The organism is Micromonospora sp. KC213 (assembly GCF_004348325.1).
GTDB lineage: Bacteria > Actinomycetota > Actinomycetes > Mycobacteriales > Micromonosporaceae > Micromonospora.
In genome coordinates this window covers 1-13,748 of the sequence record NZ_SMKF01000009.1, presented here as the reverse complement: position 1 = coordinate 13,748, position 13,748 = coordinate 1, and the positions used below count along the sequence as shown (strand labels likewise).

General features: G+C 73.2%; 13 protein-coding genes and 3 tRNA genes. 11 read left to right on the top strand and 5 right to left on the bottom strand.

From position 1 onward, the window contains the following. The first annotated feature begins 132 nt into the window (after positions 1-132). The 4 genes from E1166_RS04160 to E1166_RS04145 all read left to right on the top strand — a co-directional run bounded on the left by E1166_RS04160 (position 133) and on the right by E1166_RS04145 (position 1,615). The gene (locus E1166_RS04160) at positions 133-936 is read left to right on the top strand and encodes a fumarylacetoacetate hydrolase family protein (RefSeq protein WP_132335918.1); all 804 of its coding nucleotides are present in this window, start codon (positions 133-135) and stop codon (positions 934-936) included. A gap of 107 nt (positions 937-1,043) precedes the next feature. Then, positions 1,044-1,115 (top strand) — tRNA-Gln (locus tag E1166_RS04155). Positions 1,116-1,254: 139 nt separating this feature from the next. Next, a tRNA-Glu gene (locus tag E1166_RS04150) sits at positions 1,255-1,327 on the top strand. 215 nt (positions 1,328-1,542) lie between these two features. Then, positions 1,543-1,615: transfer RNA gene (locus E1166_RS04145), tRNA-Glu, on the top strand. A gap of 167 nt (positions 1,616-1,782) precedes the next feature. Here the strand turns inward: E1166_RS04145 and E1166_RS04140 are convergent. Continuing rightward, on the bottom strand, positions 1,783-2,469 hold the full coding sequence (locus tag E1166_RS04140) for an IclR family transcriptional regulator (RefSeq protein WP_013284529.1): 687 nt from the start codon (positions 2,467-2,469) through the stop codon (positions 1,783-1,785). A 49-nt stretch (positions 2,470-2,518) separates the two neighbouring features. On the opposite strand from E1166_RS04140, the gene leuC reads away from it, so the two are divergent. The 3 genes from leuC (at position 2,519) to E1166_RS04125 (ending at position 5,483) form a co-directional block, all read left to right on the top strand. Next, positions 2,519-3,961, top strand: a complete 1,443-nt coding sequence (gene leuC, locus E1166_RS04135) for a 3-isopropylmalate dehydratase large subunit (RefSeq protein ID WP_132335916.1) — start codon at positions 2,519-2,521, stop codon at positions 3,959-3,961. Between the two features lie 15 nt (positions 3,962-3,976). Then, positions 3,977-4,564: a 3-isopropylmalate dehydratase small subunit gene (gene leuD / locus E1166_RS04130; RefSeq protein WP_132335914.1), complete on the top strand. Its 588-nt coding sequence runs from the start codon at positions 3,977-3,979 to the stop codon at positions 4,562-4,564. A 172-nt stretch (positions 4,565-4,736) separates the two neighbouring features. Next, positions 4,737-5,483 carry an HU family DNA-binding protein gene (locus tag E1166_RS04125; RefSeq protein WP_207914001.1) on the top strand — a complete coding sequence of 249 codons (747 nt, stop codon included), beginning with the start codon at positions 4,737-4,739 and terminating at the stop codon, positions 5,481-5,483. 56 nt (positions 5,484-5,539) lie between these two features. On the opposite strand, the gene E1166_RS04120 is transcribed toward E1166_RS04125, so the two are convergent. From E1166_RS04120 to cofC, 4 genes are read right to left on the bottom strand one after another with little or no spacing between them, the layout of a single operon-like run. Beyond that, complete coding sequence (locus tag E1166_RS04120; RefSeq protein WP_132335910.1) at positions 5,540-6,424, bottom strand: NUDIX hydrolase; 885 nt, start codon at positions 6,422-6,424, stop codon at positions 5,540-5,542. A 37-nt stretch (positions 6,425-6,461) separates the two neighbouring features. After that, on the bottom strand, positions 6,462-8,753 hold the full coding sequence (locus tag E1166_RS04115) for an RNA degradosome polyphosphate kinase (protein ID WP_132335908.1): 2,292 nt from the start codon (positions 8,751-8,753) through the stop codon (positions 6,462-6,464). A gap of 54 nt (positions 8,754-8,807) precedes the next feature. Continuing rightward, positions 8,808-9,005 carry a cold-shock protein gene (locus tag E1166_RS04110; RefSeq protein ID WP_132268823.1) on the bottom strand — a complete coding sequence of 66 codons (198 nt, stop codon included), beginning with the start codon at positions 9,003-9,005 and terminating at the stop codon, positions 8,808-8,810. 23 nt (positions 9,006-9,028) lie between these two features. Then, a complete protein-coding gene (cofC, locus tag E1166_RS04105) occupies positions 9,029-9,652 on the bottom strand; it encodes a 2-phospho-L-lactate guanylyltransferase (RefSeq protein WP_132335906.1) in 624 nt (207 codons plus the stop codon). 111 nt (positions 9,653-9,763) lie between these two features. Between cofC and E1166_RS04100 the strand changes: the two genes are divergently transcribed. The 4 genes from E1166_RS04100 to E1166_RS04085 all read left to right on the top strand — a co-directional run bounded on the left by E1166_RS04100 (position 9,764) and on the right by E1166_RS04085 (position 13,668). After that, a complete protein-coding gene (locus tag E1166_RS04100; RefSeq protein WP_132335904.1) occupies positions 9,764-10,489 on the top strand; it encodes a lysophospholipid acyltransferase family protein in 726 nt (241 codons plus the stop codon). Positions 10,490-10,559: 70 nt separating this feature from the next. Then, positions 10,560-11,564 carry an NAD(P)H-dependent glycerol-3-phosphate dehydrogenase gene (locus E1166_RS04095; protein WP_132335902.1) on the top strand — a complete coding sequence of 335 codons (1,005 nt, stop codon included), beginning with the start codon at positions 10,560-10,562 and terminating at the stop codon, positions 11,562-11,564. A gap of 46 nt (positions 11,565-11,610) precedes the next feature. Further along, on the top strand, positions 11,611-12,744 hold the full coding sequence (locus E1166_RS04090; RefSeq protein WP_132335900.1) for a cystathionine gamma-lyase: 1,134 nt from the start codon (positions 11,611-11,613) through the stop codon (positions 12,742-12,744). Between the two features lie 135 nt (positions 12,745-12,879). Continuing rightward, entirely contained in the window at positions 12,880-13,668 is a 789-nt protein-coding gene (locus E1166_RS04085; protein ID WP_132335898.1) for a putative protein N(5)-glutamine methyltransferase, read from the top strand. Positions 13,669-13,748: the final 80 nt, after the last annotated feature.

Here is a 13,748-nt window from a genome sequence, read left to right as displayed (position 1 = left end):
CGGCTCCCTCCTGCCGGGTACGAAGTGCCGAATCCCGCCCCCACCGGCGCTGTCCGGCGTATGCTGCGCCGGCGACCCGGCCGGCGGGGCGTCGGCGGACTCCGGGCCGGTCGGCGGGGCTAGATTGACCGGGTGCGTATCGCTCGTTTTGCTCATGCCAAGGGAATGTCGTTCGGGGTCGTCGAGGGCGAGCCGGGTGGCGGGCCGCAGGCCCTGACCATCGCCGAGATCGAGGGCCACCCGTTCGGGCGGATCCAGTTCACCGGCGGCCGGTGGGCGCTCTCCGACGTCCGGCTGCTCTCGCCGATCCTGCCCAGCAAGGTGGTCTGTGTGGGGCGCAACTACGCCGAGCACGCCGCGGAGCACGGCAGCGAGGTACCGAAGGAGCCGCTGCTCTTTCTCAAGCCCTCCACCTCGGTGATCGGGCCGCGGGACGCGATCCGGCTGCCGGTCTTCTCCAAGCAGGTGGAGCACGAGGCGGAACTGGCCGTGGTGATCGGCGCTCCCGGTGCGCGGCGGGCCGACCGGGCCGCCGCCGAGCAGGCCATCTTCGGCTACACCTGCGCCAACGACGTCACCGCGCGGGACCTGCAGCGCGCGGACGGGCAGTGGACCCGCGCCAAGGGGTTTGACTCGTTCTGCCCGATCGGCCCCTGGATCACCACCGGTCTGGACGTCTCCGACCTGGAGATCCGCTGCGAGGTGGGTCGGCACCCCGACGAGATGGAGGTACGCCAACTGGGCCGGACCAAGGACATGGTCTTCGACGTGCCGGCCCTGGTGTCGTACATCTCGCACGTGATGACACTGCTGCCGGGCGACGTGGTGCTGACCGGCACCCCGGCGGGGGTTAGTCCGCTCACCGAGGGGGATACGGTCAGCGTGCGGATCGAGGGAATCGGCGAACTCACCAACCCGGTGGTTCCGGTCGCCTGATCCGTCCGATGTCCCCGTTTCCGCAGGTCAGAGGCGCTTCGGGGGATTGGATTTGGCCTGTCGGCACGGGGAGGGTAGAGTTTCTTCTCGGCGCCGCAAGGGGCCGATGGGGTATGGGGTAATTGGCAGCCCGACTGATTCTGGTTCAGTTAGTCTAGGTTCGAGTCCTGGTACCCCAGCGCAGCCGTGGTTCGCGAGAATCCGGACGCTGGATTCTGGTGGAGTTCCACCGTGTGCCCTCTCGCAGGGGGCGGCCGGTGGCGCTCTGATAGAGTGCAGCTTCCTCACCGGTCTCGGTGAGGAAGCAAGACATGTTCTGGCCCCGTCGTCTAGCGGCCCAGGACGCCGCCCTCTCAAGGCGGTAGCGCCGGTTCGAATCCGGTCGGGGCTACAGCGCTGACAGCCCGTCCCATCCACTGGGGCGGGCTTCTTCGTGTCTGGGGCTGGCTGTGGCCCTGGCTGGCTGTGGCCTCCGGGTTGGCTGTGCGTCGGGTGGTGCCGGGCCGGCCGGCCTGGTGCGGATGACCCCTCGCGTCGGGCGTGCAGGGGGTGCCGTTAGACTACAACCGCACCGCCCGCCGAGGTGGTGATGCAGGAAAACCACCTGGCCCCGTCGTCTAGCGGCCCAGGACGCCGCCCTCTCAAGGCGGTAGCGCCGGTTCGAATCCGGTCGGGGCTACACCCCGCAACGGCCCGTCTCGCAGAGACGGGCCGTTGCCTTTTGCGCCAACCGCCTGCTGGTGGTTCGCCGAATGCGGCAGGTTGCGGTATCCCGCTGCCCGGTAACCTCCGTTTGGCCGCATCCGGCGCGGCCACCCCTCCGGACCACAGCCGCCCAGGGGATCGTCAGAGGCCGGAGAGGCGTTGGCCGGCGCGGACCACGGCCATCGCGTGACGTTCGCCGGGGCGGCGGCCGAGACGCTCGATCGGGCCGGAGATGCTGATCGCGGCGATCACCCGGCCGGTGCGGTCCCGGATCGGTGCGGAGACGCTGGCCACGCCAGCCTCCCGCTCGGCGACACTCTGCGCCCAGCCACGGCGGCGTACCTCGGCGAGGGTGCGGCCGGTGAACTTGGAGCGGGGCAGCAGCGGCATCACCGCCTCCGGCGGCTCCCAGGCGAGCAGGATCTGCGCCGCGGAGCCCGCCGTCATGGGCAGCACCGAACCGACCGGCACGGTGTCCCGTAGGCCGCTGGCCCGCTCGGCGGCGGCCACGCAGATCCGCTCGTCGGCCCGGCGCAGGTAGAGCTGGGCGCTCTCGCCGGTGGCGTCGCGCAGCGCGGCCAGCAGCGGCTCGGCCGCGGTCAGGAGCACGTCCGGGGCGGCGTTGGCCAGCTCGCCGAGCCGGGGCCCGGGCCGCCAGCGGCCCTGGGTGTCCCGGACCAGCATCCGGTGGATCTCCAGCGCCTGCGCCAACCGGTGCGCGGTGGCCCGGGGCAGCTTGGTGCGTTCAACGAGTTCGGCCAGGCTGGCGCCGTCGACACAGGCGGCCAGGATGACCACCGCCTTGTCGAGGACGCCGACACCGCTCATACTGTGTCCCACAAGCCGAAATTTACCTCCCAGAATTTAGGATGTCCAGATGGTGGGAGTCACTCGACCGAGGACCCTGGCCGAGAAGGTCTGGGACGCGCACGTGGTACGGACCGCCGAGGGTGAGCCGGACCTGCTCTACATCGACCTGCACCTGCTGCACGAGGTGACGAGCCCGCAGGCCTTCGACGGGCTGCGCCTGGCCGGCCGCCGGGTGCGCCGCCCCGACCTCACGCTCGCGACCGAGGACCACAACACCCCGACCGGGTACGACGATCCGTCGTTCCGGCTGCGCCGCGGTGACCTGCTCACCATCGCGGACCCGACCTCGCGTACGCAGATCGAGACGCTGCGCCGCAACTGCGCCGAGTTCGGCCTGCGGCTGCACCCCCTCGGCGACGAGAACCAGGGGATCGTGCACGTCATCGGCCCGCAGCTCGGCGTCACCCAGCCCGGCATGACCATCGTCTGTGGCGATTCCCACACCGCCACCCACGGCGCCTTCGGGGCACTCGCCTTCGGCATCGGCACCAGTGAGGTCGAGCACGTCCTGGCCACCCAGACGCTGCCGCAGGCCCGGCCGAAGACCATGGCGGTGAACGTCACCGGCGAGCTGGGCCCCGGGGTCACCGCCAAGGACCTGGTGCTCGCGCTGATCACCCAGGTCGGCACCGGCGGCGGGCGGGGCCACATCGTCGAGTACCGGGGCGAGGCCATCCGGCGGCTCTCCATGGAGGGCCGGATGACGGTGGCCAACATGTCCATCGAGTGGGGCGCCAAGGCCGGCCTGATCGCGCCGGACGAGACCACCTTCGCGTACCTCAAGGGCCGGCCGCACGCCCCGCAGGGCGCGCAGTGGGACGAGGCCGTCGCGTACTGGCGGACCCTGCCCACCGACGAGGGGGCGGCCTTCGACGCCGAGGTGACCCTGGACGCCAGCCAGATCACCCCGTTCGTCACCTGGGGCACCAACCCGGGCCAGGGGGCGCCGCTCGGCGCGGTCGTGCCGGACCCGGAGGAGTTCGTCACCGAGGCGGAGCGGACGGCCGCCCGTCGGGCCCTGGAGTACATGGACCTCGCTCCCGGCACGCCGCTGCGGGACCTCGCCGTCGACGTGGTCTTCGTCGGCTCCTGCACCAACGGCCGGCTGGAGGACCTGCGCGCCGCCGCCGACGTGCTGCGCGGGCACCGGGTCGCCGACGGCGTACGGATGCTCGTGGTGCCCGGCAGCGCCGCCGTGCGGGAGGCGGCCGAGGCGGAGGGGCTGGACAAGGTCTTCGTCGACGCCGGTGCCGAGTGGCGCTTCGCCGGCTGCTCCATGTGCCTGGGGATGAACCCCGACACGCTCAAGCCGGGCCAGCGTTCCGCCTCGACCTCCAACCGCAACTTCGAGGGGCGGCAGGGCCGGGGCGGGCGCACCCACCTGGTGTCGCCGCCGGTCGCCGCCGCCACCGCCGTGGTCGGCCGGCTCGCCGCCCCCGCCGACCTGTAGAAGGGCAGCCGAGAGATGGACAAGTTCACCACCCACACCGGCACCGCCGTGCCGCTGCGTCGCTCCAACGTGGACACCGACCAGATCATCCCGGCCGTGTACCTCAAGCGGGTGACCCGGACCGGTTTCGCCGACGGGCTCTTCAGCGCGTGGCGGGAAGATCCGCAATTCGTGCTCAACGATCCGGCATATTCCGGTGCGTCGATTCTTGTGGCCGGTCCCGAGTTCGGCACCGGGTCGTCCCGGGAGCACGCCGTGTGGGCGCTCCGCGACTGGGGGTTCCGGGCGGTGATCTCTCCCCGCTTCGGTGACATCTTCCGGGGCAACGCGCTCAAGGAAGGGCTCCTCCCGGTCGAGTTGGAATTGAAAGCGATCGAGGAGATCTGGTCGCGGACCGAGTCCGACCCGACCACGCCGGTCACCGTCGACCTAGCCGCCCGCGAGGTCCGGCTCGGCGAGTCCCGCTGGTCGTTCCCCCTGGACGACCACAGCCGCTGGCGGCTGATGGAGGGCTTGGACGACATTGGACTCACCCTTCGGCACGAGGCGGAGATCGGCACGTACGAGGCGTCGCGGCCGTCGTTCAAGCCCGCCGTCGCATAGCCGAACGTCCCACATTTCTTCGGTTCTCGCCCCCACCGGATCGTCCGGCGGGGGCGAATCCGTTACGACACAAGGGCTTTTTTCCACCGAATGTTTGTGTCCAGGCAGCACAGGGCATACCGTGCGCGCAGAATGGCTCGCGTCGAGTCAGTCGCACAATCAGGAGGAAGTCGTGAACAAGGCCGAGCTCATCGAGGCGCTCGCCGCTCGCCTGGGGGACCGGAAGACGGCGACGGCCGCGCTCGACGCGGTCCTCGCTGAGGTCCAGGCGGCGGTCACCAAGGGCGAGAAGGTGGCGATCACCGGCTTCGGAGCGTTCGAAAAGCGCGTCCGGGGTGCCCGAACAGCCCGCAACCCGCGCACCGGTGAGGCGGTGAAGGTCAAGAAGACATCCGTGCCGACCTTCCGTCCGGGTGCCGGATTCAAGGAGATGGTGGCCAGCGGCAAGGTGCCGAAGGCCGCGGCCCCGGCCAAGAAGACCGCCACGGCGGCGGCCAAGGCCACCGGCACGAAGGCCACCGGAGCCAAGGCCACCGGGGCGAAGGCCACCGGGGCGAAGGCCACCGGGGCGAAGGCCACCGGGGCGAAGGCCACCGGGGCGAAGGCCACCGGGGCGAAGGCGGCCGGGACCAGGACGACCGGGGCGAAGGCCGCTGGCACGAAGGCCACCGGGGCGAAGGCCGCGGCGGCGAAGAAGACCACCGCGGCCACGAAGGCCGCCCCGGCGGCGAAGGCCACCGCGACCAAGAAGGCCACCGCGGCGGCGAAGGCCACCGCGACCAAGAAGGCCACCGCGGCGGCGAAGACCACCGCGACCAAGAAGACCACCGCGGCGAAGAAGACCACGGCGGCGAGCAAGGCCACCGCGGCGAAGACGGCCAAGAAGGCGCCGGCGAAGAAGTCCGCCGCCCGGCGCTGAACCATCGCGTACGACGCGAGGGGCACCCACCGCGACGGTGGGTGCCCCTCGGCGCGTCAGAGCCGATCGGCGCCGAGCAGCCGGTCGGCGGCGAAGGCGAGCAACCAGCCGCCACCCTTCGCGGTGGTGAAGTCGTCGGCGCGGCCGGTCAGCCGTGCCAGCACCCCCGGGATCACCTTGCCCTGGCTGCACACCACGGCCGGGGTGCCGGCGGTGGCCAGCGACACCAACCGGCCCGCGGCGGCCAACGCGCACTCCTCGCGCTGCTGGCCCGGACGGGGCTCGTCCAGGTCGCCGCAGACCTCGATCGGTAGGTCGAGCCGGGCCGCCGCCGGGTCGAGGGTCTGCACACAGCGGCGGACCGACGCCGACAGCAACCGGGTCGGGCGGACCAGCGCCACCAGCGGTGCCAACGCCTCGGCCTGGGCCCACCCCTCGGTGTCCAGCGGCCGGCTGTCGTCCGGGCCGGACCAGGTGGCCCGTTTGCCGGCGTGTCCGTGCCGGACCAGAACGATCGTCGCGGTCACCGGGGGCAGCGCGGCGAACGCCGCCAGCACCTGCGCGTCGTGCGGGTAGCTGACCAGCCGCACCGCCTCCTCGACGGCGAGCCAGCGCACCTCGTCGACCTCGGTGCCCGGCTGGAAACCGCCCGCGCCCACCGCCCGCATCGACCAGTAGTCGACCGTCTTCGGTCGGCCTTCGCTGCGGTAGCGGACCGTCGGGAGCCGGACCTGCGGAACGGCCCGTACGTCGCTTTCCTCGGCCACCTCGCGGACGGCGGCCAGCAACGGGTGCTCGCCCTGCTCCAGCTTGCCCTTCGGCAGCGACCAGTCGCCGTAGCGGGGGCGGTGCACCAGGCAGACCTCGACACCGCCGCCGGCGTCCGGCCGCCAGGCCACTCCGCCCGCCGCCCGGATGCCCCCCGGTTCCTCGTCCACCATCCGGACACCATACGTCCGCCGCCATCGGCGGTGGTGCTCAGCCGGCGGTGCCGCCCACGCGGCGCAGCAGCAGTTCCTGAAGGTCCGCCAGGGGCTCCTCGGGAGTGCCGACCCGCCGGGTCCAGGTGCCGTCGGCCGCCAGTTCGAAGGCGTTCACCTCGGGACCGAACGCGGCGGTCAGCACGTGGTCCAACTCGGCCCGGGCCACCGGGTCGCTGACCTGGACCAGCGCCTCCACCCGCCGGTCCAGGTTGCGGTGCATCAGGTCGGCCGAGCCCAGCCAGAACTCGGCGTCGCCGTTGTTGCCGAACCGGAAGATCCGCGAGTGCTCCAGGAACCGGCCGAGGATCGACCGGACCCGGATGTTCTCCGACAGCCCCGGCACCCCCGGCCGCAGCGTGCACATGCCCCGGATCAGCAGGTCCACGTGCACGCCGGCCCGGGACGCCCGGTACAGCGCGTCGGTGACCTCCTCGTCGACCAGCGCGTTCACCTTGAACTGCACCAGGCCGGGCACGCCGAGGCGGACGTGGGTGATCTCCCGTTCGATCCGCTCGACCAGGCCGCGGCGGATGCCCTGCGGCGCCACCAGCAGCCGCCGGTACGCGGTCTGCCGGCTGTACCCGGTCAGCACGTTGAACAGGTCGGTGAGGTCCGCGCCGATCTCCGGATCGGCGGTGAGCACCCCGAAGTCCTCGTAGAGCCGGGCGGTCTTGGGGTGGTAGTTGCCGGTGCCGATGTGGCAGTACCGGCGGATCTGGTTGCCCTCCTGGCGTACCACCAGCGCCGTCTTGCAGTGCGTCTTGAGGCCGACCAGGCCGTACACGACGTGGCAGCCGGCGCGTTCCAGGGTGCGCGCCCAGCCGATGTTGGCCACCTCGTCGAAGCGGGCCTTCACCTCCACCAGCACCACCACCTGCTTGCCCGCGGCGGCCGCGTCGACCAGGGCGTCGACGATCGGGGAGTCGCCGCTGGTGCGGTACAGGGTCTGCTTGATGGCGAGCACGTTCGGGTCGGCGGCGGCCTGCTCGATGAAGCGTTGCACGCTGGTGGCGAACGAGTGGTACGGGTGGTGCACCAGCACGTCGCCGTCGCGCAGGGTGGCGAAGACGCTGCGTGGCACCTCTCCCTCGGCCAGCCGTGGGTGGGTGGCCGGCACGAACGGCGGATCCTTCAGATCGGGACGGTCCGCCTCGCCGTACAGCTGCCACAGCGCCGACAGGTCGAGCAGCCCGGGCACCCGGAGCACGTCGTGGTCGTCCATGTCCAGCTCGCGGACGAGCAGCTCCAGCATGTGGTCGGAGATGGACGCGGCGACCTCCAGGCGTACCGGCGGGCCGAAACGACGCCGGGCCAGTTCCCGTTCCAGCGCCTGGAGCAGATCCTCGTCGCGGTCCTCGTCGACCTCGACCTCGGCGTTGCGGGTCACCCGGAACAGGTGGCACTCGACCACCTGCATGCCGGAGAAGAGCTGGCCCAGGTGCACCGAGATCAACTCCTCGACCGGCAGCATCCGCAGGCCGGGCCGGTCCCGGGCGACCCGGACGAAGCGCGGCACGTTGTTCGGCACCTTGACCCGGGCGAACAGTTCCGGTCCGCCGTCGGGGTCGCGGACCGCCACCGCCAGGTTCAGCGAGCGGCCGGAGATGTAGGGGAACGGGTGCGCCGGGTCCACCGCGAGCGGGGTGAGTACCGGGAAGATGTGCTCGCGGAAGTAGGTGCGCAACCGTTCTCGCTCCGGGTCGTCCAGGTCCGCCCAGCGCAGCACGCGGATGTCCTCGGCGGCCAGCCGGGGCAGCACGTCCTCGACGAAGCAGGCGGCGTGCCGGGCCACCAACCCGGCGGCCTTCTCGGCGACCAGCTCCAGCTGGGTACGTAGCGGCAGCCGGTCCCCGCCACGGACCGGCAGGCCGGCGGAGAGACGCCGCTTCAACCCCGCCACCCGGACCATGTAGAACTCGTCGAGGTTGCTGGCGAAGATGGCCAGGAACTTCGCCCGTTCCAGCAGTGGGGTGCGCCGGTCCTCGGCCAGGGTCAGCACCCGGGCGTTGAAGTCGAGCCAGGACAGCTCCCGGTTGAGGAAGCGGTCCTCGGGCAGCGGCTCGGCGGGGGCGTCCGGCACCACCGGCTCGTCGGCGTCGAGTACCTCGGCCAGTCCGGCGGAGGCGCCGCCGGCGCTGGCGCCCGCGGAGCCGGGCGTCGTGTCGGGGGTGTCGCCGGGGTCACGGGACGGGCGGAACCGCCCGGCGGTGTCGCGCCGCCGGGTGCCGTTGCGGGCGGCGGCCGGGTCGGCGGCAGAGGAACCAGGGTGCTCGCGAGGGGTGCTCACCGCCTCATAATCACCCGATCACGGTTAACTCAAAATGAACTTGCCCCGGTCGGCTCAAGCCATCGTCGGGAATGTCACCCGGACGACCCCTCCGTCGGGATCGGTCTCCACCCTCAGCCGTTGCCCGAGCCGCACCAGCCGCAACCCCGAGGCGTCGAAGGCGCGCGCCGGAAAGGCCAGCTCGGTGCCGTCGTCCAGGAGGAGCAACCCGGTGCGGGTCTGCGCGTCGAAGCTCGCCACCGTGCCCTGCATGTCAGCACCGTACACCGGTGGGGTCAGCCCGACGGCACGCTCAACGCCGCGCTGTGCGGCCCGAGGCCGAGCCGGGCGGCGGCGGCCAGGTCCGCGGCGGTGTCCACGTCCCGGCGCAGGCTGGGCCAGTCGCCGGTGAGCGGGAGCGCCCCGCTGGCCCGGTGCGCCGCCGCCGAACCGACCCCGAACCGGGGATCCAGCGGCACCCCGGGCGGCGCGGCCAGCAGCACCGTGCCGGTACCCGGGGCGTCGGGCACGAAACGGCGTACCGCCGGGCCGGTGGCGGCCGCGCGCAGGGCGGCAGCCAGCTCGGCCGGGCGCAGCGCCGGAAGGTCCGCGGTCAGGCCGGCCACCCAGCGGCGGCCGGCGAGCCGCGCACCGTGCCGGAAGGCCGCGTTGAGCCCGGCCTCCGGCCGGTCCGGCACCGCCCGCGCCCCCACGGCTCCGGCCGCCGCCGCCACCGCCGCGTCGGCGGTGACGACCAGGACCTCGGCCACCGCGGGGCAGGCCACCGCTGCGCGGACCGTGTCGGCCGCCAGGGCCAGCGCCAGCTCCTCATGGGGTACGACCGGCAGCGCGCCCCGCAACCGGCTCTTCGCCGCGGTGAGACGCTTCACCGGCACCACCAGGGTCCAGGTCGGCTGCACGCGACAATCCTGCCAGCGTCACCGGCTGGTACCCGCACTGGCCGGGCCTGGGGCGAGCAGGCATGATTTCCGCTGCGGGCACGCCGCGGGGCGGGGCGACGAGGAGGCAGGGTGACACGGCGCAGGCTGGGATTCTGGCGACGGTTCGCCGTGGTGCTGGTCAAACCCGTGATGCTCGGATGGACCCGGCGCACCTGGCGCGGGGCCGAGCACCTGCGCCGCGACGGCGGCATCATCATCGTGCCCAACCACCTCTCGCACGCCGACCCGCTGGTCGCCGCGCACTTCATCTACGACGCCGGACGCTGGCCGCAGTACCTCGGCAAGGCCAGCCTCTTCCGGCTTCCCGTGATCGGCCGGATCCTGCACCGCTGCCGGCAGATCCCGGTCGAGCGTGGCACCGTCGACGCGGTCCGGTCGCTGGACAAGCTGGTCGCCGCGCTGGACGCCGGCGGCGCGGTGGTGATCTACCCGGAGGGCACCACCACCCGGCACCCGCAGCTGTGGCCGATGAAGGGCAAGACGGGCGCGGCCCGGCTGGCGTTGGCCACGGGAGCGCCGGTGATCCCGCTGGCGATGTGGGGACCGGAGAAGCTCTTCGACCCCCGGTCGGCGCGCCTCGGGCTGCGGCCCCGTACCCCGGTGACCGTGGTCGCCGGCCCGCCGGTGGACCTGAGCCGATGGGCGGGCGCCGCCCCGAGCCGGGCCGTGCTGGAAGAGATGACCGACCAGATCATGCTGACCCTGCGCGACATGCTCGCCGACATCAGGGGCGGCACCCCGCCGCCCCTGTGGGACCGTCCCGCCCGTCCACGCACTTCCGAGGTGACCGAATGAGACGCGAGCGAACCGACCGGCTCCGCGCGGTGGCGCCGCACACCGTCGCCGACCGCGGGGGGGCGACGGCGTGAGCCACGTGGCGGTGCTGGGGGCGGGTTCCTGGGGAACCGCCTTCGCCAAGATTCTGGCCGACGCCGGCCGGGACGTGACGATCTGGGCGCGCCGGGAGTCGGTCGCCGAGGCGATCCGTACCCGGCGGCGCAACCCGGACTACCTCTCCGACATGCGACTGCCCGACCGGGTCACCGCGACCGGTGACGCCGCCAAGGCGATCGCCGGGGCCGAACTGGTGGTGCTGTCGGTGCCGTCCCAGACGCTACGCGGCAACCTCGCCGACTGGGCGCCCCACCTGGCTCCCGACTCGACCCTGGTCTCCCTGATGAAGGGCATCGAGCTGGGCACCACCAAGCGGATGAGCGAGGTGATCGTGGAGACCGCCCGGGTGACCCGCGACCGGGTCGTGGTCGTCTCCGGTCCCAACCTGGCGCCCGAGATCGCCGCCGAGCAGCCCGCCGCGACCGTGGTCGCCGGCACCGACCCCCGCCGCACCGCGCTGGTGCAGTCGTCGATCCGCACGCCGTACTTCCGGCCGTACACCAACGACGACGTGATCGGCTGCGAGCTGGGCGGCGCGGTGAAGAACGTGATCGCCCTGGCGTACGGCATCGCCACGGCGATGGGTTTCGGCGACAACACCCGCGCCATGCTGATGACCCGTGGGCTTGCCGAGACCGCCCGGCTCGGCGTGGCGCTGGGCGCCGACCCGATCACCTTCGCCGGGCTGGCCGGCATGGGTGACCTGGTCGCCTCCTGCTCGTCGCCGCTGGCCCGCAACCGCACCTTCGGCGAGCACCTGGGGCGGGGGGAGAGCCTGGAACAGGCGCAGGCGGCGACCCGGCAGACCGCCGAGGGTGTCAAGAGCTGCCTGTCGATCCGCGATCTGGCGCGGGCGCACGGGGTGGAGATGCCGATCACCGAGCAGATCGAGCGGATCTGCCACGAGGGCATGGAACCGCGGCTCGCCGTGGACGCCCTGATGAGCCGGACCGCCAAACCCGAGTCGTACGAGTGAACGGGTTCTACGCGCCCAGTGTGCGAAAAGCGGAGGCCGATCTCGGGTGAGCGGTGACTGGCACGACGGGACCCGCTGCGTGCGCGCCGGCCTGCCCGAGCCCGCCCCGGGTGACCCGTTCCTGCCCGGGCCGGTCTTCGCGGCCCCGTACCACCTCGACCCGTGGCAGGGGCCCGCCGCCGGCCCGAACGGCTACGGCCGGCCGGACAATCCCACCCGCCGGCTGCTGGAGGCGGCCATCGGTGAGCTGGAGGGCGGCGAGTGCCGGGTCTTCGCCAGCGGGCAGGCGGCTGTCACCGGGCTGCTGCTGGCGCTGCTGCGCCCCGGCGACCGGGTGCTGCTCCCCGCCGACGGTTATTTCCCGGTCCGCGCCTTCGCCACCGCCACGCTGGCGGCGATCGGGGTCCACGTCGGGTTGGTGCCGACCGCCGGGCCGTACCCGCCGTTCGACGGGGTCCGGCTGCTGCTGCTCGAGACTCCCGCCAACCCCGGCCTGGACGTGGCCGACGTGGCCGCGCTCGCCGCCGCGGCGCACGCCGCCGGCACGCTGGTGGTGGTGGACAACACCACCGCCACCCCGCTCGGTCAGCGCCCGCTGGGCCTCGGCGCCGACCTCGTCGTCGCCTCCGGCACCAAGGCGTTGACCGGCCACTCCGACCTGCTGCTGGGCTACGTCGCGGCCCGCTCGACCGAGTTGCTGGAGACGCTGACCGCCTGGCGTACCACCACCGGCGCGGTGCCCGGCGCGTTCGACGCCTGGTTGGCGCACCGGTCGCTGGCCACGCTGGACCTGCGGCTGGCCCGCCAGTCGGCGAACGCGGCGGCCGTCGCGGAGTTGCTCGCCGGGCGGGCCGACGTGACCGGGCTGCGCTGGCCGGGGTGGCCGGCGGACCGGGCGTACCGGGTGGCGTCGGCGCAGATGCGGCGGATGCCCGGGGTGCTCTCCTTCGACCTGGGCGACGCCGCTCGGGTCGCCCGGTTCGTCGAGGCGTCCCGGCTGGTCGCCGCTGCCACCTCGTTCGGCGGTCTGCACACCACCGTGGACCGGCGGGCACAGTGGGGTGACGACACGGCACCGGGCTTCGTCCGGCTCTCCTGTGGGGTGGAGGACACGGCCGACCTGGTGGCCGACGTGGCCGCCGCGCTGGACGCCGCGGGGCCGGCCGGTCCGCTATGGTGAGGCCGGCCCGAACGGGCCCCGACCGGAGGAGGTGAGACCGATCCCGCAGCCAGCAGGGCCGGCGCTCCTCTCCGCGTCGCTGTCGCCACGGTAGCGACGGCGGGAGCGCCGCCGAGCGTTCCCGGAAGGTATCCCATGGCATCGTCGTACCACCCCGACCGTCCCGCCCTCGTCGCGCGGCTGCGCGCGGCCGGCTGCGTCTATGCCGAGGACGAGGCGGATCTGCTGATCGCCGCCGTCGACACCCCGGCCGCGTTGACCACCCTGGTCGACCGGCGGATCGCCGGTGAGCCGCTGGAGTACCTGCTCGGCTGGGCCGAGTTCTGTGGGCTGCGGGTCGCCGTCGCGCCCGGCGTCTTCGTGCCCCGCGCGCGTACCGCCCTGCTGGTGACGGCCGCGGCGGCGTTGGCCGGACCCGCCCCGGCGGTGGTCGACCTGTGCTGCGGGTCGGGTGCGACGACCCTGGCGCTGGCCGCGCGGCTGGCTCCGCGCTGGCTCGCCGCCGTGGACCTGGACCCGGCGGCCGTGGCCTGTGCCCGCCGTAACCTCGCCGGCCGGCCCGTCGAGGTACTGCGCGGCGATTTGTACGACCCGCTGCCAGCCGCCTGGCGGGGCCGGCTGGATCTGGTGGTGGCGAACGCCCCGTACGTGCCGACGGAGGCGGTGGCGCTGATGCCGGCCGAGGCACGGCGGTACGAGGCGCTGGTGGCCCTCGACGGCGGGGCGGACGGCCTGGCCGTGCTGCGCCGGGTGGCGGCCGGGGCGGTGGACTGGCTGGCCCCCGGCGGGCGGTTGGTGGTCGAGGTGGGGGAGAGCCAGGTGGACGCGCTGGACGGCGAGTTGCGCACGCTGGGGCTGCGTCCCCGGGTGGTCCGGGCGCGGGAGTGGGACGCCATCGCGATGACCGCCCGCCGTCCGGGCTGACCCGCACCGCCACCGGCGGCCGTACCGATCGCCGGTGACGGCGGGCGTCGGGGGAACTAGCCTTCGCAGCAGGCGTGGGG

What these genes read in the sequence shown, in the direction of transcription:
- E1166_RS04110 (WP_132268823.1), bottom strand. Translation starts at nt 9,005, where the DNA reads ATGCAGGGCACGGTGGCGAGCTTCGACGCGCAGACCCGCACCGGGTTG.
- leuC (WP_132335916.1), top strand. Translation starts at nt 2,519, where the DNA reads ATGGTGGGAGTCACTCGACCGAGGACCCTGGCCGAGAAGGTCTGGGAC.
- E1166_RS04085 (WP_132335898.1), top strand. Translation starts at nt 12,880, where the DNA reads ATGGCATCGTCGTACCACCCCGACCGTCCCGCCCTCGTCGCGCGGCTG.
- E1166_RS04140 (WP_013284529.1), bottom strand. Translation starts at nt 2,469, where the DNA reads ATGAGCGGTGTCGGCGTCCTCGACAAGGCGGTGGTCATCCTGGCCGCC.
- E1166_RS04120 (WP_132335910.1), bottom strand. Translation starts at nt 6,424, where the DNA reads ATGGTGGACGAGGAACCGGGGGGCATCCGGGCGGCGGGCGGAGTGGCC.
- leuD (WP_132335914.1), top strand. Translation starts at nt 3,977, where the DNA reads ATGGACAAGTTCACCACCCACACCGGCACCGCCGTGCCGCTGCGTCGC.